25 protein-coding genes are annotated in these 21107 nt (G+C 45.5%); 13 read left to right on the forward strand and 12 right to left on the reverse strand.

The window, feature by feature from the left end; translation table 11 throughout:
- Positions 1–219: 219 nt before the first annotated feature.
- Positions 220–1365, reverse strand: a complete 1146-nt coding sequence (locus tag ICV38_RS03140) for an alpha-hydroxy acid oxidase (protein ID WP_215382302.1) — start codon at positions 1363–1365, stop codon at positions 220–222.
- Between the two features lie 115 nt (positions 1366–1480).
- Between ICV38_RS03140 and ICV38_RS03145 the strand changes: the two genes are divergently transcribed.
- From ICV38_RS03145 to ICV38_RS03175, 7 genes are all read left to right on the forward strand, one after another.
- Positions 1481–2392, forward strand: coding sequence for a DMT family transporter (locus ICV38_RS03145; protein ID WP_215382303.1), 912 nt, complete (start codon positions 1481–1483; stop codon positions 2390–2392).
- A gap of 64 nt (positions 2393–2456) precedes the next feature.
- The gene (gene tcuA, locus ICV38_RS03150; protein WP_215382304.1) at positions 2457–3869 is read left to right on the forward strand and encodes an FAD-dependent tricarballylate dehydrogenase TcuA; all 1413 of its coding nucleotides are present in this window, start codon (positions 2457–2459) and stop codon (positions 3867–3869) included.
- Positions 3856–5001 carry a tricarballylate utilization 4Fe-4S protein TcuB gene (tcuB, locus tag ICV38_RS03155; protein ID WP_215382305.1) on the forward strand — a complete coding sequence of 382 codons (1146 nt, stop codon included), beginning with the start codon at positions 3856–3858 and terminating at the stop codon, positions 4999–5001. The genes tcuA and tcuB overlap by 14 nt, the downstream gene beginning before the upstream one ends.
- A 58-nt stretch (positions 5002–5059) precedes the next feature.
- On the forward strand, positions 5060–5989 hold the full coding sequence (locus ICV38_RS03160; protein WP_215382306.1) for a fumarylacetoacetate hydrolase family protein: 930 nt from the start codon (positions 5060–5062) through the stop codon (positions 5987–5989).
- Positions 5990–6007: 18 nt separating this feature from the next.
- A complete protein-coding gene (locus ICV38_RS03165) occupies positions 6008–6943 on the forward strand; it encodes a tripartite tricarboxylate transporter substrate binding protein (RefSeq protein WP_215382307.1) in 936 nt (311 codons plus the stop codon).
- A gap of 54 nt (positions 6944–6997) precedes the next feature.
- Complete coding sequence (locus tag ICV38_RS03170; protein ID WP_215382308.1) at positions 6998–8146, forward strand: aminotransferase class V-fold PLP-dependent enzyme; 1149 nt, start codon at positions 6998–7000, stop codon at positions 8144–8146.
- Between the two features lie 121 nt (positions 8147–8267).
- Positions 8268–8525, forward strand: a complete 258-nt coding sequence (locus ICV38_RS03175; RefSeq protein WP_215382309.1) for a protein tyrosine phosphatase — start codon at positions 8268–8270, stop codon at positions 8523–8525.
- Positions 8526–8550: 25 nt separating this feature from the next.
- Here ICV38_RS03175 and ICV38_RS03180 read toward each other — a convergent pair whose 3' ends face one another.
- The 4 genes from ICV38_RS03180 to ICV38_RS03195 are packed head-to-tail and all read right to left on the reverse strand — an operon-like array spanning position 8551 to position 11549.
- Positions 8551–9528, reverse strand: a complete 978-nt coding sequence (locus ICV38_RS03180; RefSeq protein WP_215382310.1) for a DMT family transporter — start codon at positions 9526–9528, stop codon at positions 8551–8553.
- 6 nt (positions 9529–9534) lie between these two features.
- The gene (locus ICV38_RS03185) at positions 9535–10419 is read right to left on the reverse strand and encodes an NAD(P)H-hydrate dehydratase (RefSeq protein WP_215382311.1); all 885 of its coding nucleotides are present in this window, start codon (positions 10417–10419) and stop codon (positions 9535–9537) included.
- 42 nt (positions 10420–10461) lie between these two features.
- Positions 10462–11271, reverse strand: coding sequence for an ABC transporter substrate-binding protein (locus ICV38_RS03190; RefSeq protein ID WP_371819238.1), 810 nt, complete (start codon positions 11269–11271; stop codon positions 10462–10464).
- 56 nt (positions 11272–11327) lie between these two features.
- Entirely contained in the window at positions 11328–11549 is a 222-nt protein-coding gene (locus ICV38_RS03195) for a hypothetical protein (RefSeq protein WP_215382312.1), read from the reverse strand.
- A 170-nt stretch (positions 11550–11719) separates the two neighbouring features.
- Here ICV38_RS03195 and ICV38_RS03200 point away from each other — a divergent pair, with 170 nt between their 5' ends.
- From ICV38_RS03200 to ICV38_RS03210, 3 genes are read left to right on the forward strand one after another with little or no spacing between them, the layout of a single operon-like run.
- Entirely contained in the window at positions 11720–12577 is an 858-nt protein-coding gene (locus ICV38_RS03200; protein ID WP_215382313.1) for an LOG family protein, read from the forward strand.
- A 46-nt stretch (positions 12578–12623) separates the two neighbouring features.
- Complete coding sequence (locus tag ICV38_RS03205) at positions 12624–13136, forward strand: hypothetical protein (RefSeq protein ID WP_215382314.1); 513 nt, start codon at positions 12624–12626, stop codon at positions 13134–13136.
- A 3-nt stretch (positions 13137–13139) separates the two neighbouring features.
- A complete protein-coding gene (locus ICV38_RS03210) occupies positions 13140–14357 on the forward strand; it encodes an NAD(P)/FAD-dependent oxidoreductase (protein ID WP_215382315.1) in 1218 nt (405 codons plus the stop codon).
- 10 nt (positions 14358–14367) lie between these two features.
- Here the strand turns inward: ICV38_RS03210 and ICV38_RS03215 are convergent, their stop codons facing one another.
- Together ICV38_RS03215 and ICV38_RS03220 are read right to left on the reverse strand one after the other, a co-directional pair.
- Entirely contained in the window at positions 14368–15135 is a 768-nt protein-coding gene (locus ICV38_RS03215) for a TerC family protein (protein WP_215382316.1), read from the reverse strand.
- Positions 15136–15246: 111 nt separating this feature from the next.
- Positions 15247–15636: a group II truncated hemoglobin gene (locus ICV38_RS03220; RefSeq protein ID WP_215382317.1), complete on the reverse strand. Its 390-nt coding sequence runs from the start codon at positions 15634–15636 to the stop codon at positions 15247–15249.
- 116 nt (positions 15637–15752) lie between these two features.
- Between ICV38_RS03220 and ICV38_RS03225 the strand changes: the two genes are divergently transcribed.
- The gene (locus ICV38_RS03225; RefSeq protein ID WP_215382318.1) at positions 15753–16283 is read left to right on the forward strand and encodes a phasin family protein; all 531 of its coding nucleotides are present in this window, start codon (positions 15753–15755) and stop codon (positions 16281–16283) included.
- A 54-nt stretch (positions 16284–16337) separates the two neighbouring features.
- Here the strand turns inward: ICV38_RS03225 and ICV38_RS03230 are convergent, their stop codons facing one another.
- Together ICV38_RS03230 and ICV38_RS03235 are read right to left on the reverse strand one after the other, a co-directional pair.
- The gene (locus ICV38_RS03230) at positions 16338–16559 is read right to left on the reverse strand and encodes a TIGR02450 family Trp-rich protein (protein WP_215382319.1); all 222 of its coding nucleotides are present in this window, start codon (positions 16557–16559) and stop codon (positions 16338–16340) included.
- Between the two features lie 12 nt (positions 16560–16571).
- The gene (locus ICV38_RS03235; RefSeq protein WP_215382320.1) at positions 16572–16880 is read right to left on the reverse strand and encodes a hypothetical protein; all 309 of its coding nucleotides are present in this window, start codon (positions 16878–16880) and stop codon (positions 16572–16574) included.
- A gap of 62 nt (positions 16881–16942) precedes the next feature.
- Here ICV38_RS03235 and ICV38_RS03240 point away from each other — a divergent pair, with 62 nt between their 5' ends.
- Positions 16943–17743 (forward strand): fumarylacetoacetate hydrolase family protein, encoded by an 801-nt coding sequence (locus tag ICV38_RS03240; protein WP_251368210.1) that lies wholly within the window; start codon positions 16943–16945, stop codon positions 17741–17743.
- A 7-nt stretch (positions 17744–17750) separates the two neighbouring features.
- On the opposite strand, the gene ICV38_RS03245 is transcribed toward ICV38_RS03240, so the two are convergent.
- Together ICV38_RS03245 and ICV38_RS03250 are read right to left on the reverse strand one after the other, a co-directional pair.
- Positions 17751–19340 carry a rhodanese homology domain-containing protein gene (locus ICV38_RS03245; protein WP_215382321.1) on the reverse strand — a complete coding sequence of 530 codons (1590 nt, stop codon included), beginning with the start codon at positions 19338–19340 and terminating at the stop codon, positions 17751–17753.
- 34 nt (positions 19341–19374) lie between these two features.
- Positions 19375–20358, reverse strand: a complete 984-nt coding sequence (locus ICV38_RS03250; RefSeq protein WP_215382322.1) for a tripartite tricarboxylate transporter substrate binding protein — start codon at positions 20356–20358, stop codon at positions 19375–19377.
- A 160-nt stretch (positions 20359–20518) separates the two neighbouring features.
- Between ICV38_RS03250 and ICV38_RS03255 the strand changes: the two genes are divergently transcribed.
- The gene (locus tag ICV38_RS03255) at positions 20519–20707 is read left to right on the forward strand and encodes a hypothetical protein (RefSeq protein WP_011903187.1); all 189 of its coding nucleotides are present in this window, start codon (positions 20519–20521) and stop codon (positions 20705–20707) included.
- Positions 20708–20759: 52 nt separating this feature from the next.
- Here the strand turns inward: ICV38_RS03255 and ICV38_RS03260 are convergent, their stop codons facing one another.
- Positions 20760–21053, reverse strand: a complete 294-nt coding sequence (locus ICV38_RS03260; RefSeq protein WP_215382323.1) for a DUF1330 domain-containing protein — start codon at positions 21051–21053, stop codon at positions 20760–20762.
- Between the last annotated feature and the right edge of the window lie 54 nt (positions 21054–21107).

Below are 21107 nucleotides of genomic sequence, written 5' to 3' on the forward strand. Positions count from 1 at the left end.
GATTGAAGATGAATTAGTGGAGCTCATCTTAGGAGTGATATTTTGTTTAAGGGTAAGGAGATTGCGCGCACCAATCGGAGCAAGACCTAAGTCTTCAGAAATTTCAGCATCATTAGAGCAATAGCGGCTTTTAGCAGTATTACCAAACCAAACAGCTAAAGAAAAACTCAGGAATGAAATTCCAAAGACCAAAACAGGGTGGTTAAGGAGAGAAGAAATTTAGAAAGTTCCTGGATATAAGATGTCTTTGGTCACATTTTGGATATCGCGATGACCTGTAAACGCCATGGTGATATCGAGTTCATTGTGAATAAGTTCAAGGCATTTAGTTACGCCAGCTTCACCCATCGCTCCTAAGCCATATAAGAATGGGCGACCAATCATGGTGCCGCGAGCACCTAATGCCCAAGCTTTTAAAACATCTTGGCCCGAACGAATCCCGCCATCCATCCATACTTCAATATCTTTACCGACCGCATCTACGATTCCTGGTAATGCTTTGATGCTCGAAATCGCGCCATCCAATTGACGGCCGCCATGGTTGGAAACGATCAGTGCGTCAGCGCCAGAGTTTGCTGCTAGACGTGCATCTTCTTCATCCAAGATACCCTTAATGATGAGCTTGCCGCCCCAAAGCTTTTTAATCCACTCGACATCGCCCCAGTTCAGGCCTGGATCGAATTGCTCTGCAGTCCAAGAGGAGAGGGATGACATATTGCCCACTCCGGTGGCATGACCAACAATATTACGGAAGGTTCTGCGAGGGGTCATTGCCATGCCCAAACACCAGCGCGGTTTGGTTGCCATGTTGATCATATTGGCAATGGTCAGTTTTGGTGGTGCTGAGAGACCATTCTTTAAATCTTTATGGCGTTGACCCAGAATCTGTAAATCCAAAGTCAAAACCAGGGCTGAGCACTTCGCCACTTTTGCGCGCTCAATTAGGCGCTGAATAAAGCCACGATCTTTCATCACATACAGCTGAAACCAAAATGGTTTGGTGGTGCGCTCAGCAACATCCTCAATAGAGCAAATACTCATCGTGGATAAACAGAAGGGCACACCAAACTTTTCAGCTGCTTTTGCTGCCAGAATTTCTCCATCAGCGTGTTGCATACCAGTTAAACCAGTCGGAGCTAATGCTACTGGCATGGCTACTTTCTCGCCTACCATGGTTGTCTCGGTGGTGCGGTTGGTCATGTTGACTGCGACACGCTGACGCAATTTAATTTTCTGAAAATCAGATTCATTGGCGCGATAAGTTGATTCTGTCCATGACCCTGAGTCTGCATAGTCATAAAACATCTTGGGGGTACGTTTTTGATGGAGAACCCGAAGGTCTTCAATATTGGTGATGATTGGCACAGTAAATCCTTATCTAATTAAGCTATATCTTAGCAATACCGAGGATTTGTTTCTACAATGCTAGGGTATCCCTATCAATAACACCCTCTGGGGGAGTTCACCCTCTAACAATTGCATGCCAAAACTGACTATTGCTACTGCTGCCTATTTATTGACTGCTACAGCCCTGTGGGCTGGAAATGCGATTGCAGGGCGTTTGTTGGTGGGAAGTGTTTCACCAATTACCCTGAGTGCAGTTCGTTGGGGTTTGGCCGCCTTGCTTTTATTACCTTTGGGTTGGCGAGTATTTAAACCGGAAAGTGCCCTATGGCAGAACAAGAAGCGCTTTTTACTCTTGGGTCTATTCGGGGTGGGTAGCTATAACGTCCTCTTGTACCTTGCGTTACAAACATCAACCGCAATCAATGTCACTTTGATTGGCGCCAGTATGCCAATTTGGATGCTATTTATTGGCGCTGTCTTTTACCAAACCAAACCTAATCTTTTGCAATTGATTGGCGCTATTGTCTCTTTGCTAGGTGTGGCAATTGTGCTCACAAGGGGAGAGCTTGCTACTTTGCTCTCCATGCAAATGGTGACTGGTGATTTATTGATCATGTTGGCAACAATTCTGTGGGCCTTCTATAGCTGGATGCTTAGTCGCCCAGGAACGAGTACTGAACGTCAATGGCCATGGGCGGATTTCTTGATGGCGCAGGTTTTAGTAGGTCTGTTGTGGACAGGATTTTTTGATGGCTTTGAGATTGCTTTGGGTCATGCTTACCTTGACCTCAATCTTTGGACTGGCTCACTGATTTTGTTTGTTGCAGTTGGCCCATCGCTGATTGCCTATCGTTGCTGGGGAATGGGTGTTAATGGGGCAGGACCAACAGTAGCTGCTTTCTTTGCAAACTTTATTCCTCTATTTACGGCAATCTTATCCGCAGCGATGTTGGGGGAGCCCCCGCAGTTGTTTCATGGGGTGGCATTTGCCTTAATTGTGGCTGGAATCTGGGTCTCCTCTAGTCAAGGCCGTTCTGTTGCTTAATCTGTATTTCGGTAAAAAAACCAAAAAAACAGTAAAGTAATTCTTTTCTATCGAACTCTTAGCCATGGTTGACGTGTTGGTGATTGGCGGCGGTAATGCCGCTCTGTGTGCTGCCCTCATGGCTAGGGAAGCGGGCGCTAGCGTTTTACTTCTGGAAGCGGCCCCTAAAGTATGGCGCGGTGGAAATTCTTCTCATACTCGTAATATTCGTGCAATGCATGATGAGCCTCAAGATGTCATGCTCGAAGCTTATACCGAGGAAGAGTATTGGCAGGATGTTTTAAAAGTTACGAGTGGCGTCACAGATGAGTTCTTGGCCAGACTGGTCATCCGTGCTTCATCTCAGTGCCGTGATTGGATGCGACACCATGGTGTACGTTTTCAACCTCCTTTATCCGGCACTTTAAATCTCTCACGAACCAATGCATTTTTCATGGGTGGGGGAAAAGCATTGGTTAATGCTTACTATCGCAGCGCTGAAAAGCTTGGAGTGAAGATTCGTTATGAGTCTCCCGTTTCCGCAGTAGAAATTCGAGACGGAAAATTTATTGCTGCTTATGTTGGTGATGAGCGCATTGCAGCCAAAACTTGTGTTTTGGCTGCTGGCGGCTTTGAGTCCAACCGCGAATGGCTTAAAGAGGTATGGGGCATCAATCAATACGGTGAGTCCCCTGCGGATAACTTTTTAATTCGGGGTACGAGATATAACAACGGCGTATTGCTTAAGCAACTCATATCCCTAGGTGCCGATTCAGTCAGTGATCCTACTCAAGCCCATATGGTTGCTGTTGATGCTCGAGCCCCTTTATATGATGGCGGTATATGTACTCGTATTGATGCAGTTTCTTTCGGTATTGTTGTCAATAAAGATGCACAGCGCTTTTCAGATGAAGGAGAAGATTTTTGGCCTAAGCGTTATGCATTTTGGGGAAGGTTGGTTGCACAGCAACCAGGTCAGATCGGATACTCCATTATTGACTCCAAAGTATTGGGTCGCTTCATGCCGCCTGTATTCCCCGGTGAGAAAGCGGATACATTGGATGAGTTGGCAATCAAATTAGGTTTAGATCCCAAGGCGCTCCAAGAAACCGTAAAGACCTATAACGCAGCTTGCCGAGTGGGCACTTTTGATCACACGATCTTAGATGATTGTTGTACAGAAGGTTTAGAGCCCGCTAAAACCCATTGGGCTTTGCCAATAGATACAGGACCTTTCTATGGCTATGCTGTTCGACCTGGCGTGACATTCACATATTTAGGTTTGAAGACCGATGAGACTGCAGCAGTTCGTTTTAACGATGTACCTAGTTCAAATTTATTTGTTGCAGGCGAGATGATGGCGGGCAATGTCCTAGGAAAAGGCTATGCAGCCGGCATTGGCATGGCCATAGGCACCGTCTTTGGTCGCATCGCAGGAGCGGAAGCTGCTAAGGCACTTAAAAATCAATCTTTAAAGGCTGAATATGCGGCAACTTAATTCACTTATTCGCGAAGCTAGTGATTTAGCTATGGGGACGCCTGAGTCAGAGGCGGATCGTATGCTCCAAATTTGTAATGCTTGTCGTTATTGCGAAGGATTCTGTGCAGTCTTTCCTGCGATGACTCGTCGTATTGAGTTCACGCCCAGCGTGGTTCATTATTTAGCCAACCTGTGTCATAACTGCGGTGCGTGTCTTCATGCATGTCAATATGCACCTCCCCATGAGTTTGCGGTAAATATCCCACTGGTGATGGCACAGTTGCGCAAAGAAACTTATATGGACTTTGCTTGGCCTCGGATGATGGGAAAGTTATACAAGATCAACGGTGTTGCGGTAGCGCTGAGCGCCTCGGTTTCAGTCATGGTTTTTCTCTTGCTCGCGCTTGCACTGAACGGTAAATATTTTGGTGGAGTTCTAGATGGAAACTTCTATGCTGTTTTCCCACATAACACTCTAGTACTGATCTTTGGCATCGTTTTTGGCTTTGCAATTTTGGCGTTGGCAGTTGGATTGACTCGCTTTTGGTGTGAGATGGCTCCTGGCAAAGCCTCTGGAGAGGCGGTTGCCGAAGCGGCGCATGATGCACTCACGTTGAAATATCTTGGGGGCGGCCATGGGGATGGTTGCAATAATGAAGATGATGCATTCTCGCTGTGGCGTAAGCGTTTCCATCATTTCACGTTCTATGGCTTCATGTTGTGTTTCGCTGCAACAAGTGTCGCAACGATTTATCACTATCTTTTGGGTCTGCATGCACCTTATGCGCTCAATAGCTTGCCAGTTATCTTGGGCATGCTAGGTGGAATAGGGTTGGTGATCGGACCAGTGGGTTTGCTCTATTTGAATTTCCAAAGAGATCCGGCTCATGGAGATCGTTCCCAGAAACCAATGGATAGAGCATTTATTTTGCTACTCCTGTTGATCAGCATTTCTGGACTTGGATTGTTGGCATATCGAGATACTGTTTCAATGTCGATCTGGCTAGTGATACATCTTGGTTTTGTGATGGGCTTATTTTTGACGATGCCATACGGTAAGTTTGCACATGGCTTTTATAGGCTTGCTGCTTTATTGAAGAACTCAATCGAAAAGCGCCAGAAAAACCATCTGCAATTTGGGGCAGATTAATATTTCACTAACACTGCAGTATTAGAAGTAAAAATAAAATCAATTAGAAGAAAAGAACATGAGACTAATTACCTTTACCCGTACTGGCTCAAGCCATCCTGAAATCGGCGCTCGTTTGCCCAATCCCTCTGGCGATCAAATTCTCCCGTTTGCAGATGTTGCAAAGAAGTTGGGGATTACGGATTTCCCAGTTGATATGAAATCATTCTTACGCGCAGGTAATAAAGTGATGGAGCAGGCTAAGTCTTGGGTAGCCTCTTCAGGCGATTACTCTTCTTTGCTGATTAGCTCAAATGCGATTACCTATTTGCCACCAATTACCAATGCTGAGAAGTTTCTCTGCGTAGGCAAGAACTATCGTACGCATTTAGAAGAGCTTAAGCGTACAAATTTGATTAAAGAAATTCCACAGGAGCCAACGTCATTTATTAAGTTGAACTCCTGTTTGTCTGGCCATGAAGCAAAGGTGGTACGCCCAAAGGGAATTACTCGCCTAGATTACGAGCCCGAGCTGGTGTTTGTGATTGGTAAACGAGCCTTGGGAGCAAAAAAAGCCGAAGCAATGGATTATGTTGCCGGCGTCACCATTCTGAATGATTTGACTTGCCGTGATCTGCAATTGCGAGAGGTGGCATCAGGGTCTCGTTTTTGGACGGGCAAAAATATTCCAGGCTTTGGTCCCTTGGGTCCAGAGATAGTCACAATTGATGAGATTCCAGATGTGTATAACCTATGGATGACCTGTTCTGTTAATGGACAAGAGCGCATGCGCGTTAACACCGTTGATCAGATTTGGAAGATCTCAGATATTTTGGAGCATTTCTCTCGCTTTATTCCGATTGAGGCAGGGGATATGTTTTCAACGGGCGCGCCGGGCGGTGTTGCTGTCGGCAAAGAGAATGCGGAGGACCTGTATTTAAAGCCCGGTGATGTTGTGGAATGCTCCATCGATGGTATTTCTACTTTACGCACAACCATCATTGAATAAAAAATGGTTAGGCGCACTTTGCAATGGGTAACAGTTGGCTTGTATTGCACACTCCTTTTGTCGTCCATTTCCCACGCTGCGGAGATTTACCCATCCAAATCTATTAAGGTGATTGTTCCATTTCCTCCCGGGGGTGGCGCAGATACTTTAATTCGTTTGATCGCTCCCACAGTTGGCGAGTTGTGGAAGCAGTCCCTCATTATTGAAAATCGTCCGGGAGCAAGTGGTTTTATTGGTGCCGATCTTGTTGCTCAGTCTCCTGCAGATGGCTATACCTTGCTCATGGGATCTACTGCTGCTGTCACAGAAAAGAATATTGCACAGTTTTCACCAGTGGCTTTGGTATCGGCCTCACCATATTTAGTCACTGTGAATCCCGCATTAAATGTCAATTCGATTAAGACTTTAATTGCATATGCAAAAGCTAACCCTGGCAAAGTTCGCTATGGCTCATCGGGGCCTGGATCTGCATCGCACTTGGCAGGAGAATTATTTGTATCAATGACGGGTGTGACATTACTGCATGTTCCTTACAAAGGAACCGGCCAAGCGTTAACAGATTTACTGGCAGGACATATTGACTTGATGTTTGCGCCAGCACAAACCGTGATGCCGCAAATTGAATCTGGCAAATTACTAGCCATAGCGCAAACGGGCGCTAAGCGTTCAGAGGCATTGCCCAATATTCCAACCGTGTCTGAATCTGGTTTGCCGGGATATAACGCGGTGGGTTGGTTCGGATTATTCGTGCCAGCCAATACCCCAAAGTCGGTGATTCAAAAGATCAATCAGACCATCATGTTCGTCTTAGGGCAGGAAAGAATTCGTAAGGCTATGCTGGAGCGGGGAAGTGACCCTGCAAGCGGTAGTGCCGAGGAATTTGCCACTTTTCTGCGCCTAGACCAGTCAAAATGGGCCAAATTGATCAAAGACAACAAGATTGCAGTGCAATAAAAGCTTAAATCAGTATCATTTAGGGCTAATCACAGAAATCCCTAGGAAATTACTATGCCAGGCTTGCTCCCCAATGTTGATCCAGATGGATTGCTAGAGTTCTCGGTTGTTTATACAGACCGCTCTTTGAATCACATGTCTGAAGAGTTCAAACGCGTCATGGTGGATATCTCGAGCGTTCTTAAAAATGCCTATAACGCAAGTTCCGCAGTCATCGTTCCTGGTAGCGGCACGTTCGGTATGGAAGCGGTTGCTCGTCAGTTTGCGAACAAGCAAAAGTGTTTGGTTTTACGTAACGGCTGGTTTAGCTACCGTTGGACCCAAATTTTTGATTTGGACCACATTTCCGATGATGTCACTGTGATCAAGGGTCGTCAGTTAGAGAATTCTGCACAAGGTGTTTTTGCCCCTGCGCCGATTGAAGAGGTTGTTGCTTTCATTGATAAAGAAAAGCCAGCAGTCGTATTTGCTCCTCACGTTGAAACCTCTGCTGGCATCATCTTGCCAGATGATTACCTCAAAGCAGTTGGTGAAGCAGTTCGTTCAGTCAATGGTTTGTTTGTTCTCGATTGCATCGCTTCAGGCGCAATGTGGGTTGATATGAAGGCGTGCAATGTAGACGTATTAATTACTGCTCCACAAAAAGGTTGGAGTAGCTCGCCATGCTGTGCTTTGATCGCCCTGGGTGATAGAGCTCGTGAGCGTATTGATGCTACTCAGAGCAGTAGCTTCTCTATGGATTTGAAGAAGTGGTTGCAAATCATGGAGGCTTATGAAAAGGGCGGTCATGTGTATCACACCACCATGCCTACTGACGCATTGAAGATTCTGCGTAACGTCATGAAAGAAACTCAGTCACTCGGTTTTGCTGCTCTCAAAGCAAAACAAGTAGAGCTAGGCACTAAAGTGCGTGAGCTGCTCGTTTCTAAAGGTTATCACTCAGTTTCTGCAAAGGGCTTCCAGGCCCCTGGCGTTGTAGTGAGCTACACCAAAGACCCAGATATCCAATCGGGTAAGAAATTTATTGCATTAGGTTTGCAAACTGCAGCAGGTGTTCCTTTGCAATGCGATGAGAGGCCAGATTTCCGCACCTTCCGTATAGGTTTGTTTGGTCTAGAGAAATTGGGTCACGTGGATCGCACAGTAGGTCATCTTGCTGCTGCCCTAGAAAAAATTACTGAAGCAGAAGCGCAGCCAGCTTAATACAGTATCTCTTCACGAAAAGGTCACCTCGGGGTGGCCTTTTTATTATTCTCAGAATGAAGCATTTATGTCAGATTTTTGAGTATTATTAAATTATCTAAAAACTTTCTTGGAGAATTGCATGGTTTCTCGTATCGCTCGCTTCAGCTTGGCAACCCTTATTTCAGTTGCTATTGGTTTATCACCAATCACCGTGATAGCTGCTGACCCCGCTCCAGCGCCAGCGCCAGCCCCAGTAGCTGCTCCAGCCCCTGCACCTGCTGCTGCACCTACTGATAAGGCGACCGCTAAAAAAGCGAAGAAAGAAAACAAAGCTGAGAAAAAAGCAAAGAAAAAGTCAAAGAAAAAAGCTAAAGCTGCTGAGTCAGCGGCACAGTAATTTCAAATTGATTTAACTTGATCCCTTAGTGAAGGGGTTCGATCTCATTAAAGTCATCAGATTTTTTAATGTCTGGTGACTTTTTTATTGGTGCATCGTTACGTACCAATAACCACATTGCTGAAATTACCAGCGCCATACCAGCAATTTGCATCCACGTAATAGGCTCAGACAAAATAAAATAACCCATAAAGATCGTTGATACTGGACCTAAAATTCCCGCCTGCGCAACAAGTGGCGAGCCGATGCGATTAATTGCAATCATGATGAGTAGCATCGGTATTACTGTGCATAAACTAGCATTGAGCAGGCTGAGCCAATACACTTGGGCAGTTTGTTCGAATACTGCACTAGGATTGTAAAGAGATGACTGAATGACGCTCAGCACTGCAGAGGCTGAGCTAGCATAGACTACAAGGCGCACACTACCAATGCGTTTCACCATCTCACCAGCGCCGATCATATACATCGCATAGCTACACGCGCTGCCAAAAACGAGGAGCATACCAAGCCAGGCGTGAATACCTGATGAACTAGCATCTTGAATGAATACAACAAATACTCCAAGGTATCCCACGATGAGGGCATACCACTGCATCCGCGAGATATTTTTGTTTAAGGCGAAGTATGAAATCAGTAACACAATCGTTGGGGTCAGATAGAGAACAATCCGCTCTAACCCAACTGAAATATATTGCAGGCCTAAAAAATCAATATAGCTTGAGAAAAAATATCCTAAGAAGCCCAAGAAGAATAGCTTTCCTCGATCAAGCCAAGTAATGGGGCTCATCGGTTTTCTGTAGGATTCCCACCAGTAGACACTCCAGAACAAGGGAAGTGCCATCAGCATACGCAAGGCTAATAATGTCTCAGCATCAGCGCCATGACCAAACGCTAATTTGACAAGCACCGCTTTTCCGGAAAATAACATTGAGCCAATACCAGCCATCAAAATGCCATAGAGATAACGTCGGTGTTGGTGTGCTGCGCTTACGGAGTGCATACCGTTTTATAACAGTTTATTGAGAAGACTTCTCATTTCAAGAATGGTTTCTGAAGGGGTGAGACCAATTGGACCAATGCCCTTTTGTACCAAACTATCTGCTGCACTGGCATGCAGTTGTACTCCGATGCATCCTGCATCCCAGAGGGTGAGGTGATGACGAACGCCTTGTGCGGCAATCGCTGCAATACTGCCTGTTAACACATCCCCCATGCCGCCGGTAGCCATGCCTGGATTGCCAGCGATGCATTGAACTGTAGCGTGCTGGCATCCTGCTACCAAAGTATGTTGACCCTTAAGAATCACTATAGATTGGGTGAGTAAAACCAATTGATCAATTGAATGTAGTCGATTTTCTTGTATCTGCGTACTTGAAACCTTGAGCAGTTTTGCTGCCTCACCAGGGTGTGGAGTCAGAATACTTTGATCTGGAAATAGTTGATTGCGGTGTTGTAGGGCTGCAAGTAATTCGGTTGAATTTGCAATCAGATTCAGGGCGTCTGCATCGAGGACCAGTGGAATCTGAGGATAAGCCAGACAGGCTTTGAGCCATTGCACCGCAAGATCAGAATGACCAAGCCCCGGTCCAATCGCAATGACGTCAGGTTGGGTTTCATTTAATACATCAGCAGCTGATTCATTTGCTTGACGAATCATCAGCTCAGGTTGCTCTTGATTTGCAAACGCAGAAGCAGGATCAAGCATTTCTAAGATGGTCCAACCAGCACCAAGATGTAAACAGGCTTTTCCAGCGAGTATGAGAGCTCCAGCCATACCGGGCGTACCACCAATCAGGACGGCTTTACCCGCATTACCTTTGTGTTCAGCGGGTTCGCGCTGTAAACGTCTTACTAGATCAAAAGCATCCAATGTTTTTGGTAGAGCAGTCATATCCTGACCGTATTGATGCTACGGGTTGCTGATTCAGTTAGCTCAGTCAGCAACTCTAGCGCCCTCAATCTGATGGCGTTTCATGGCCTGCGCAACAAAACCGGACTGCTTGAGCTGTGTAATGACATCTGCCAAATAGGCGGTGGTCTGTTCATACTGTGGCCTTGCATTCGGAATACCAATTGCCTGATTAATCACCATAAAGCGACCGGGCAACATGCGTAAGCCATCATAGCGTTTGGCATCGCTTTCAAGTTGTTGCTTTACTCCAGCAGCGATATTGCCTTTGCCAGACATAAAGTCATCCACTACAGCTTGAGAGCTTGCAGCTCGAAGTAGTGCTGCATGTTTAATTTCTCGCGTGAGGTAGAGGTCATATGCACTGCCTTTGCCAACCACGATTTCATTGTTAGCCACATCAACTTGCTCATTACTCTGAATTGGAGAGCTTGCTTTGACCATATAGGCGCCTTCTATTTGAATATAGGCTGGGGTGTAACTAATATCGGCGCCTCTGACTGGATCAATCGCTACAAATACCAAATCAACCTCCCCTGTTTTTACAGCATCTACAGTATTACCTGCAGTCTTGAATGGGATTAACTTCACGGGAAGGCCGATGCGTTTACCAATTTCTTGTGCAATATCTACGGTGACGCCTTGGGGTTGATGGCTTATAGGATCTTCATTGGCCAAGATGGGATTACCTAAATTAATACCCACGCGTAAGGTTCCAGTAGGAGCGAATGAGGTGATCATGGCTGGGTTAATGGTTTTCATGGTGCGGTTAGATTGGCTATAGCTCAATTGTGAAAAACACAATATGGCAAGACAGAATAGAAATTTGTTCATCGAGTAAGTATAAAAAAACCGCGGCATACCGCGGTTTTTATTTAGTCGCTAGAGAATTACTTCTTAGCGTCAGTTGCAGGAGCAGGAGCAGCAGCAGGAGCAGCGGCGGGGGCTGCTGGAGCTTCAGCAGGAGCATCTTTCTTAGCCTCTTCAACATGAGTTGCTTCAGCACCATGTTTTTCGCCGCTCATATCAACGTTGCCGTCGCCCTTGAGGAGTAGGTAGGCAGTGGCACCAATTAATACTAGTACCATAATGATGATTGAACGATTGCTCATGGATTTTCCTTCGAGTTGGTTGAAATTCTGTCAATATTAACTCTGCTTGAGACCTCAGTAAACCCGTGCAAGCCCTAGTGCTGCATATCCACGATAAAACTAGGTATTAATACCGAGAAAAATACCATAAAGGGTAAGATGGGATCACACAGATGTTTTAAGGTAGCAATATGAGTCCTAAGCTTCCCATTAATAACGCTCAGACGATTACTGAGTTTTTAAATCTACATAAGAGTCAATTGGCCGAAGAAGACTCTGCAGATTCTTATAAATTTGCGTTTGATGATGAGGCTTTTCTTTCTCGCCGGGAAACCATTGGCATTCGTTTCGAGTTAGAGCTACTGAAGCCAGAAATTCTTTTAAAAGAACGGGGTATAGAGCATACGATTACTGTCTTCGGATCTACTCGTTTCATTAGTCGTGAAAAAGCAGAGCTTCTCGTCAAAGAGGCCAAGACTCCTGTAGAGCATGAGTTAGCCAATACTGCCTTACTCCATAGCAAATACTATGAGTCGGCCAGGGAGTTTGCTGCCTTAGTGGCGCAGTACAACGCCACGCAAAAGTTAGGCTCCAATAAATTGCATATTTGTACTGGCGGTGGCCCTGGAATTATGGAGGCTGCTAATCGTGGTGCATTTGAAGCGGGTGATGAAACGATTGGTTTCAATATCAGCCTTCCTCGAGAGCAGCATCCCAATCCTTATATTAGTCAGGGGCTCAGTTTTCGTTTTCATTACTTTGCACTACGCAAAATGCATTTCATGTTACGTGCGAGAGCGATTGTTGCTTATCCAGGGGGATTTGGCTCTTTCGATGAGTTGTTCGAAGTATTGACCTTGATACAGACTAAGAAGGTCGCAGCTATCCCAGTGATCCTCGTAGGTAAAGCATTTTGGAATGAGATGGTGAACTTTAACGATATGGCGAAATTTGGCGTTATCGATCAGGAGGATATGGGGTCTATCCATTTTGTCGAGACTCCTCAGGAAGCATGGCGGATCATCCAGGACTGGTATCAATTGGCTTAAATCGTCTTCTAGCCCAAGTAAAATAGCAAAAACTCCTAAGACATCTATGAATCCAGCCCAAACCAATATCGCTACTGCATTAGATCTGCCTGGCTATCTACTGGGCGGAGTCATGCTCTTGGTAGTGATGGTTTTTCATGGTGTTTTATTGCTGCAGATTGCGAAGCGTTATGAAGTGAAGACCTTTCTTTATTTAGCCGAGAAAAAATATTCTGCTGTGGCACTCTGTTTTTATGTCAGCGTATTTTGTTTATTTCTGACCCATATTGCGGAAATTCTCATTTGGGGAATGGCGCTGTTTACATTCAAACTTCTTCCTGGGTTGGGTCAAGGCATTTTGTTCAGCGGCAGTACTTACACTGCGATGGGTTTTATGGAAGATATTCTTCCGGATGGCTGGAAGATGCTTGCAGTCATTATTGCTTTCTCAGGAATGTTTTCTTTCGCTTGGACTGCATCGGTCATGATCTCAATGACTAAAAACTTCCGTCAGGCTTACACCAAGCTTCATATGAAAAAACTCAATATCTCCTCTGAGATCATTGATCGTTTTGAATAAGCGATGACTAAGACATGGGATGCCATCGTTATTGGTGGCGGGGCTGCTGGCCTATTTTGTGCTGGGGTAGCTGGCCAGCTAGGTAAAAAAATCTTAGTGATCGATCATGCGCCAGTCTTGGGGGAGAAGATTCGTATTAGCGGTGGTGGGCGCTGCAACTTCACTAATGTTCACAGTAGTCCCGCCAATTTCTTATCCCTCAATCCGCACTTTGTAAAGAGTGCCTTAGCAAGATACCCTTCACAAGAATTTATTAAGCTCGTAACTTCTCATGGCATTGGCTACCATGAGAAGCATCAAGGTCAGCTATTTTGTGACGATTCTGCCAAGCAAATCATTGAGATGCTCTTTGCCGAATGTCAAAAAGGGAAGGTAACCATTCGGAACCCAGCATCTATGCAGGCGATTGCACAAGAAGGTGAGCAATGGCTCGTGCAAACCAGTGAGGGTCTTGAGAGGACGAAGTCAGTAGTGATGGCAACTGGTGGGTTACCCGTACCCGCGATTGGCGCGACCGCCTACTCTTTAGATATTGCAAAGCAGTTCGGACTTCAGGTAGTTGATCCAAGACCCGCTCTGGTGCCGCTCTCATTTACTGCCGAAAACTTTGGCAATCTCAATGAGCTCGCTGGTTTGAGTGTGCCGGTTCGTATTGCCTCTGGTTCTAAGGGTCACCGTTACGGAGCCTGCCGCTTTAATGAAGATCTGTTACTGACACACAAAGGCTTATCAGGACCAGCGGTTCTGCAAGCCAGCAGCTATTGGAGCGAGGGTGAGCCCATTCACATTGATTGGTTGGGTGCCATCGAGCTTCCAGGAGGCTTTAATTGCGATGAATTATTCAATCATGAAGAAAATCGCCTCAAGTTAACCGAGACTATCTTGGCCTCGGTTCTGCCTCAGCGCTTAGCGAAGGCATTTGCTGAGCAGCGCAATTTAATGGGGCGCAAGTGGGCAGAAGTTTCTAAGAAAGATCGTCAAGCTCTTAAAGAGCTAATAACGAACTGGACAGTAAAGCCGGCTGGTACGCTAGGCTGGAAAAAAGCTGAAGTGATGTTAGGGGGCGTAGACACCAAAGCGCTAGATGGTCAAACGATGATGTCACGTCAACACCCCGGTTTATATTTCATTGGAGAGTGCGTTGATGTCACCGGACATCTGGGCGGACATAATTTTCAGTGGGCTTGGGCTAGCGGCTTCGCTTGCGCTCAAGCCTTATGAGTAGGTTAAGTTAACTAATCTTCTTCAAGTTCTTTTTTGCACGTGCACGGATATTGAGTAGCTCAACAGCGAGTGAGAATGCCATTGCAACATAGACATAGCCCTTAGGGATATGCACACCCATGCCTTCTGCAATCAGCACTATACCAACAACGGTTAGGAAGGAGAGGGCTAGTACCTTAATAGAGGGGTGACTTTGCACAAAGTCGCCGATGGGCTTGGCGGCCATCAGCATGATCAGAATTGAGGCAATCACAGCAGCAATCATGACGCTAATTTGATCGACCATACCGACAGCAGTAATCACGCTATCGAGCGAAAAAATAATGTCGAGTAGGCCGATTTGCAAAACTGAGCCGATAAACAAAGCGGGGATCGATTTCTGGATGGCTTCATTGTTTTCACTATGACTTGCTTCATCATGCTCGCCCACTTCCACCTCAACATATATTTCTTTTGAGGCTTTCCAGATCAGAAAGAATCCACCAAGTAGCAAGATGAGATCACGACCACTAATGGCATGCTCTAAGAATGTGAAGAGCGGGGTAGTTAAGCTCATCACCCACGACAAACTGAGTAGCAAGAGAATACGGGTGACTAGAGCAAAAAATAAACCAAAGCGACGTACCTTCTCCCGGATTTCAATGGGCAAGCGATTAGCAATGACGCTAATGAAAATAATATTGTCTATGCCAAGAACAATTTCTAAGGCGGAAAGTGTAAAAAAAGCAATCCAGACATTGGGATCGCTTAGAAATTGCAGGATGCTTTCGATCATTGGCTAATTTGCATAAGTGGCATTAAGATAAAGTGTATCTAAGTCCTAAAAACCTGCCTGTATCAACTAAAACCCTAAGGCTTATCGGGGTAAAACTTGCGACCCACGCAATCAATTCGGCTGATTTCTCATCCAGTCAGCAGTATTAAAGAAAGCTTCTTCAAGCTGCTTGGCAACATTACCTTCAATACCGCATTCTTCCATGGCGCGATACATGCAGGCTAGCCATTGATTGCGCTCTTGGAGACCAATCTTAAAAGGTAGGTGACGGGCCCGCAGCATGGGGTGTCCATACTTAGGTGAATATATGTCCGGTCCGCCCATCCAGCCTGTTAGGAAAAACTTGAGCTTCTCGCGTGAGCTTGCCATATCCTGGGGATGCATCGCCCGCAGTTCTGAAAATTGGGGCTCAAGGGCCATGAGATCGTAAAAGCGGTCTACTAATTCATCGACCTTATCGATGCCCCCAATGGCCTCATAAATGCTCTGTCTTTCTGTCATAGTGTCATTTTAATGCCTTAAATTTGCAGGAATATTGGACCCAATTGGCAGCCCGCTAATTTGGGTATAGAGTGGAAGTCAGAGATTTAATCAACCCTACTGATAGGAGCTTAAAAATGGATACAAAAGATTTGCAAAAGTGGCAACGTGAAAAAGCTAAAGAGTTATTTGACTATTCGCATACCTTGCTAGAGGCTGCGAAGAAACTGAGCGATCACCATTTGGCAGAGGTTGAGTGGGGGATGAAGAATGCCTTAGATAGCGCAAAATCTGCTGCAAAAAATGATTTATCTAAGCTCAAGGATTTACAAGAAGAGGCGGCAAAAGAAGCTGCAAAACGTGCCGCCGCATATCAAAAGAAAGTTAAAGCTGTTTTGAAAGATTTGGGTGAGGGCGCTGCCGATGAAACTGAAAAGCATTTAGAAAAGGTTCGAAGCTCACTCGTATCCTGGTTGGAAGATGCTGAAAATAAAATGCCAATACATGCTGAAAAGTTGTCAAAAGTAGTTCACGAGATGTCAACCACTGGTCAGAAGATGTTTAAAGAGGGGCGCCGCATTGTTAATCAAGTGGCCGAAGCTGCTGAAAAGAACATTGACGACATGGTCAAGAAAGCACCAGCAGCGAAAAAGAAAACCGAAAATTGATTAAGTCATTAAGCTTTTGATATAAAACCGCCTTGCAGCATTGAGGCGGTTTTTTTATTTCCAGCCCTGCAACCAGAGCTCTTCATTAGTAAGATCGCGCCAAGCAATTTGCGTGATCTTCTTGCTGTAGACGGCCTCAATCTCCACAAACTCGATGGCCTCATTAGGAGGTTCAGGAAGAATGACTTTACTCACCAAGAAATGTTTTTGCTTGGCAATAGGAGTTACAGCAGTCCACTTAGTCAGAAGTAATTTTTTGGGGCTAAGCTTATTCATCGAAATCTCTGCTTACAGGGCTTTACATTGATAATCTTGTCCACCCAATACAAGAGAGCCCGAGGATGGGATAAATACCACGCTCGATTGCTCAGTTTGCGTAGAGCATTGTTGATCGAAGTAGCTCTGATTACCAAGGCTGCCGCAAAACTTGAAGGTATTTCCCTGAAACTCCATTTGCGCTTTACGAATGACCATGGAGATCTTGGTCTGGCTGGTGGAGCTACAGTCCCAAGTGGTGTAAGAGTCTCTTTCACATGCGCTAATAAAGGGCGCAAGACAGATCAGAAGGGGTACGCAGTATTTTTTAAGTGGATTCATTTTGACTAGCTTACCTTGATTTAGTATTAAGATTAATTCATCTATTAAATTGTGGAGACAAAATGAGTAGCAATAAAAATATAAGTCGTCGCAGCGCCCTGAAAATGAGCCTTGGTGCCGCTGCTTTAACCACGGCCTCTGTTTCTGGGCAGGCGCATACCTCCACCATTAAGACCCCTTTCGTAGTTGGACAAACCTATGTCCCTATCGCTGGAAGTATCCAGGAATTTCCAGTAAGAAGAATCTACTGCATTGGTCGAAATTATGCTGCTCACGCTAGAGAGATGGGTTCTGATCCCAACCGAGAGCCACCATTTTTTTTCCAAAAGCCAACTGATGCTATCCAGTTTGTAGCTCCCAATAAAGTGGTTGATCATCCTTACCCAACATTGACCAAAAACTATCACTATGAGGTTGAGTTAGTCGCTGCAATTGGTAAAGGTGGCAAGAATATTTCCGTAGAAAAGGCTCTAGATCATGTTTATGGTTATGCATTGGGTCTGGACATGACCAGAAGGGATCTACAGCGTTTCATGGGAGATCAAAAAAAGCCTTGGGAAATTGGCAAGTCTTTTGATTACTCGGCGCCAATTGGACCGATATTTCCCGTGACTCAAATTGGACATTTCCCAAATGGAAAAATTGCGCTATCAGTCAATGGTGTGACTAAGCAAAGCGCCGATTTAAGTCAAATGATTTGGTCGGTGGCAGAACAGATTGCAAAGCTATCTGAAGCTAATGAACTCTTTCCTGGAGATATTATTTATTCAGGAACTCCAGAAAATGTCGGACCTGTAGTGAAAGGGGATGTCATTCGTTGCACAATTGACCGACTCCCTGATTTGGTTATCAAAGTGGTTTAACGAGATGCTAAAGAACCCAGAAATGATGGGTTCCATCTTTGCCCAGCTGTTCTACTAAACCGAACTCCCAATCCAAGTAGGCCTGCATCGCTGCGGGGTCTACGCTTGTTCCTTCGTATGGTCGCTTGTAGCGATCAAGCGGTGGAGAAGCTAAATGCGTCGGACCTTTTTCAAGCCCTAAGCCAGCGTTAGTCCACGCGGTATTGCCACCCTGCAGAACCAATACTTCAGCTTTAGTCAGCGCCTGAAATTCTTGAGCAATAAAAAGGCTTAATTCAGTAGGAGTGCTTGTTAATACATAGCGATCGACTTTGGGGATTTTTTGAAGAGCTTCAGATAGTTGTGAGCGCAGGGCATACCAACTTCCAGGAATATGACCCTTTACATAATGAGCGTGGGTACTGAAATCTACTGCGATCGTGTTGCTATCGGACTTCAACCAGTTCGAGAGAGTAATAGCATCCACTGTTGTGACTTGAGGCAGTGTTGGTAGGGGCGTCTTCCACGGTCCTTTTTCAGTAAGGTCTGAGACTTTGACATCATCAAGAACATAGACTTCCCAAGCCATTTGGGCTAACCAAGAAGCGGGCATATTCGCGCGCACGCTGCCACCGCTTGGGTCAACCAAAACGATGCGAGCGCCACGAACGGGCGCCACCATTTCAGTTTCTTGAACCAATTGTCCGCCTGGGACAGAGCGAAAACCTGGAAGATGTCCCGCTTCATACTCTTCAAGAGTACGAGTATCAAAGAAGTAAGTTGTACGCTCACTCTGAGATTGCCATTTGGCTGCATCCGTGAGAGAGGCGCGTTTTACGCCAGCACGATCTGCAACACTTCGGGCGCGTTGCGCTGCTTCGTTGGTAGTGCCTTCGCTAACCTCCTTAAATTTACGGGTCTGACCTTTATCTAGATCTTGACCTGCAAGAGTCCAGCCAATCGTGCCATTACGCAGCGCATTCACTTCATTAGGAATGCCGGCGTTAATTAACGATTGCGTGCCAATAATGCTACGAGTTCTGCCAGCGCAATTGACGATCACCTTAGTTTTTGGATTGGGTGCTAACTCCGGTAAGCGCAGGACTAACTCAGCGCCTGGGACGCTAATTCCGGTTGGAATACTCATCGTGTTGTATTCATCAAAGCGACGCACATCCACGACGACGACATCCTCTTTATTATCGATCAACTGTTTTACTTCTTGAGCGGATAGAGAGGGGGTATGGCGCTTAGATTCAACCAACTCACCAAACGACTTACTCGGGACATTCACATCTTTAAATACTTCTCCACCAGCAGCCTTCCACCCCTTAACGCCACCTTTAAATACCGATACATCACTAAAGCCAAGAGCAATCAAACGTTGGGCAGCCAGTTCGGCATAACCCTCACCATCATCTAAGGTCACTATGGGAACGTCTTTCTTGGGTAGCTTTCCGTAAGCATCAATTTCGATCCTGGAAAGCGGAAGATTGGCGGCAAATAGAGGATGCTCACGAGCATGAGGGTCTTCTTCTCGCACATCTAAAAAAGCAATCTCCTCTTTATTCAAAAGTTTGTTACGTACGAAAGAATAGTTTTTAGTCGAAATGCTCATGCTGTCTCTGAAATAGGAATTGAAATTTATTTTCTTAGTCTAATTTAGCGCCAGATTTTTTCACTACTTCATTCCAGCGCACAATCTCTTGATTAATATAGTTTGCTAGCTCAGGGCGAGTCATCTTGGGAACGGTAGCACCCATGCCGGCCCAGCGCTCTTTAATATCTGGTGAAGCGAGGGCTATTTGCACTTCAGCACTCATCTTATCGACAATCTCCTTGGAAGTGCCTTTAATGGCCCACATCGCATACCAGCTCGAAACCACAAAGTTGCTAATACCTAATTCTTGGGCCGTTGGAACGTTAGGAAAGGCTGAGCTACGTTGATTGCTGGCAACGGCTACTGCAATGAGCTGACCGCTTTTAATAAATGGAGCGGCACCTGCAAGAGTATCAAACATCATATCGACCTGTCCCGCAACAACATCTTGTAATGCAGGGCCGGTGCCACGATAGGGTATGTGAGTAATGAATAATTTGTTTTGCATCTTAAATAGCTCACCAGTTAAGTGTTGCGATGTGCCATTACCAGTAGATGCATAGTTGTACTTGCCGGGATATTTCCGAATTTCTGCAATGATGGATTTCAAATCATTTTTTGGAAACTTTGTTGGGTTCACTACGATGACATGAGGAACGCTACCAATGATGGCAATCGGCTCAAAGTCTTTTGTGATGTCATAGGACAGATTGGGATACATGCTTGGCGCAATGGAGTGGTGCACTGCACCAAGTAACCAGGTATATCCATCGGGCGCCATTTTTGCTGCAACTGCAGCACCGAGAGTGCCACCTGCCCCACCCCGGTTATCAACCACGATCGAGTCATTGAGCTGAACTGACAGTTGCTTGGCTAAAGGGCGACCAAAAGCATCGACAGCTCCGCCAGGGGGGAAGGGGTTAATAAAAGTAATCGGCTTATTGGGGGCCGGCCAAGCGTTATTTTGAGCCCCCGCCGTTAACGAAAGCAGGGAAAGTAGGCTGGCAAGCAATAAAAAGGGGATATTTCTGCGCATTTTGTCTCTCTTTGCGATACTTTCTGTGATTAAAGTATTTTGGCTGAAAGGGCGCTTCTAAGAGTTATCCCTGATAAAAAACCCTCTTTCTTGTAGTTTTTATAGGGATATACTGATTTCGCTGTTGGAATGAATATTTATTTGATTAATGGGAGACGAGATGTCACAACACGATACATTGTTAGCTGCTTTCGAAGCATACAAAGCTGAGAACGAAAAATTCATTGAAAAAGGTATTAAGGCATCTGCAGCGCGCGCTCGCAAGGCCTTGCAAGAAATCGCTGGTGCTTGCAAAGAGCGCCGTAAAGAAATTACCGCTACAAAAGAGGCAATGGAAGCTAAGAAGTAATTCTTAACCCAATTGATCTAAAAGCCTAGCTTAAACGCTAGGCTTTTTCTTTTTAGATCTCTACTCCAAACAAAGTCAGTGTCATGGCTTGATTGCGAATGGCCACCAGGGATTGATATTCTGAGCTGTGAGCCCAGGCATGCGCATCTTCCTTGCTAGGGAAATGCAATTCCACAAACGCGCTAAAGGGTTGGCATGACAATTCATTCCAAAACATTTCGGTAACCACGCCACGGTGCGCAATAGTTCCTTTGTATAGCTCTACCGTTTTGCCTACTTGATTGCGATATTGCTCAAACGCCCCTTGATCAGTGAGTTCGATTAATCCAATCACTTTGACTGCCATAGATCCTCACTTTGTGTGCTTGATGTCAGCAGTGTATATCCGCGCTATAGTTAA

Source organism: Polynucleobacter sp. MG-6-Vaara-E2, from assembly GCF_018687695.1.
Taxonomy (GTDB): Bacteria; Pseudomonadota; Gammaproteobacteria; order Burkholderiales; family Burkholderiaceae; genus Polynucleobacter.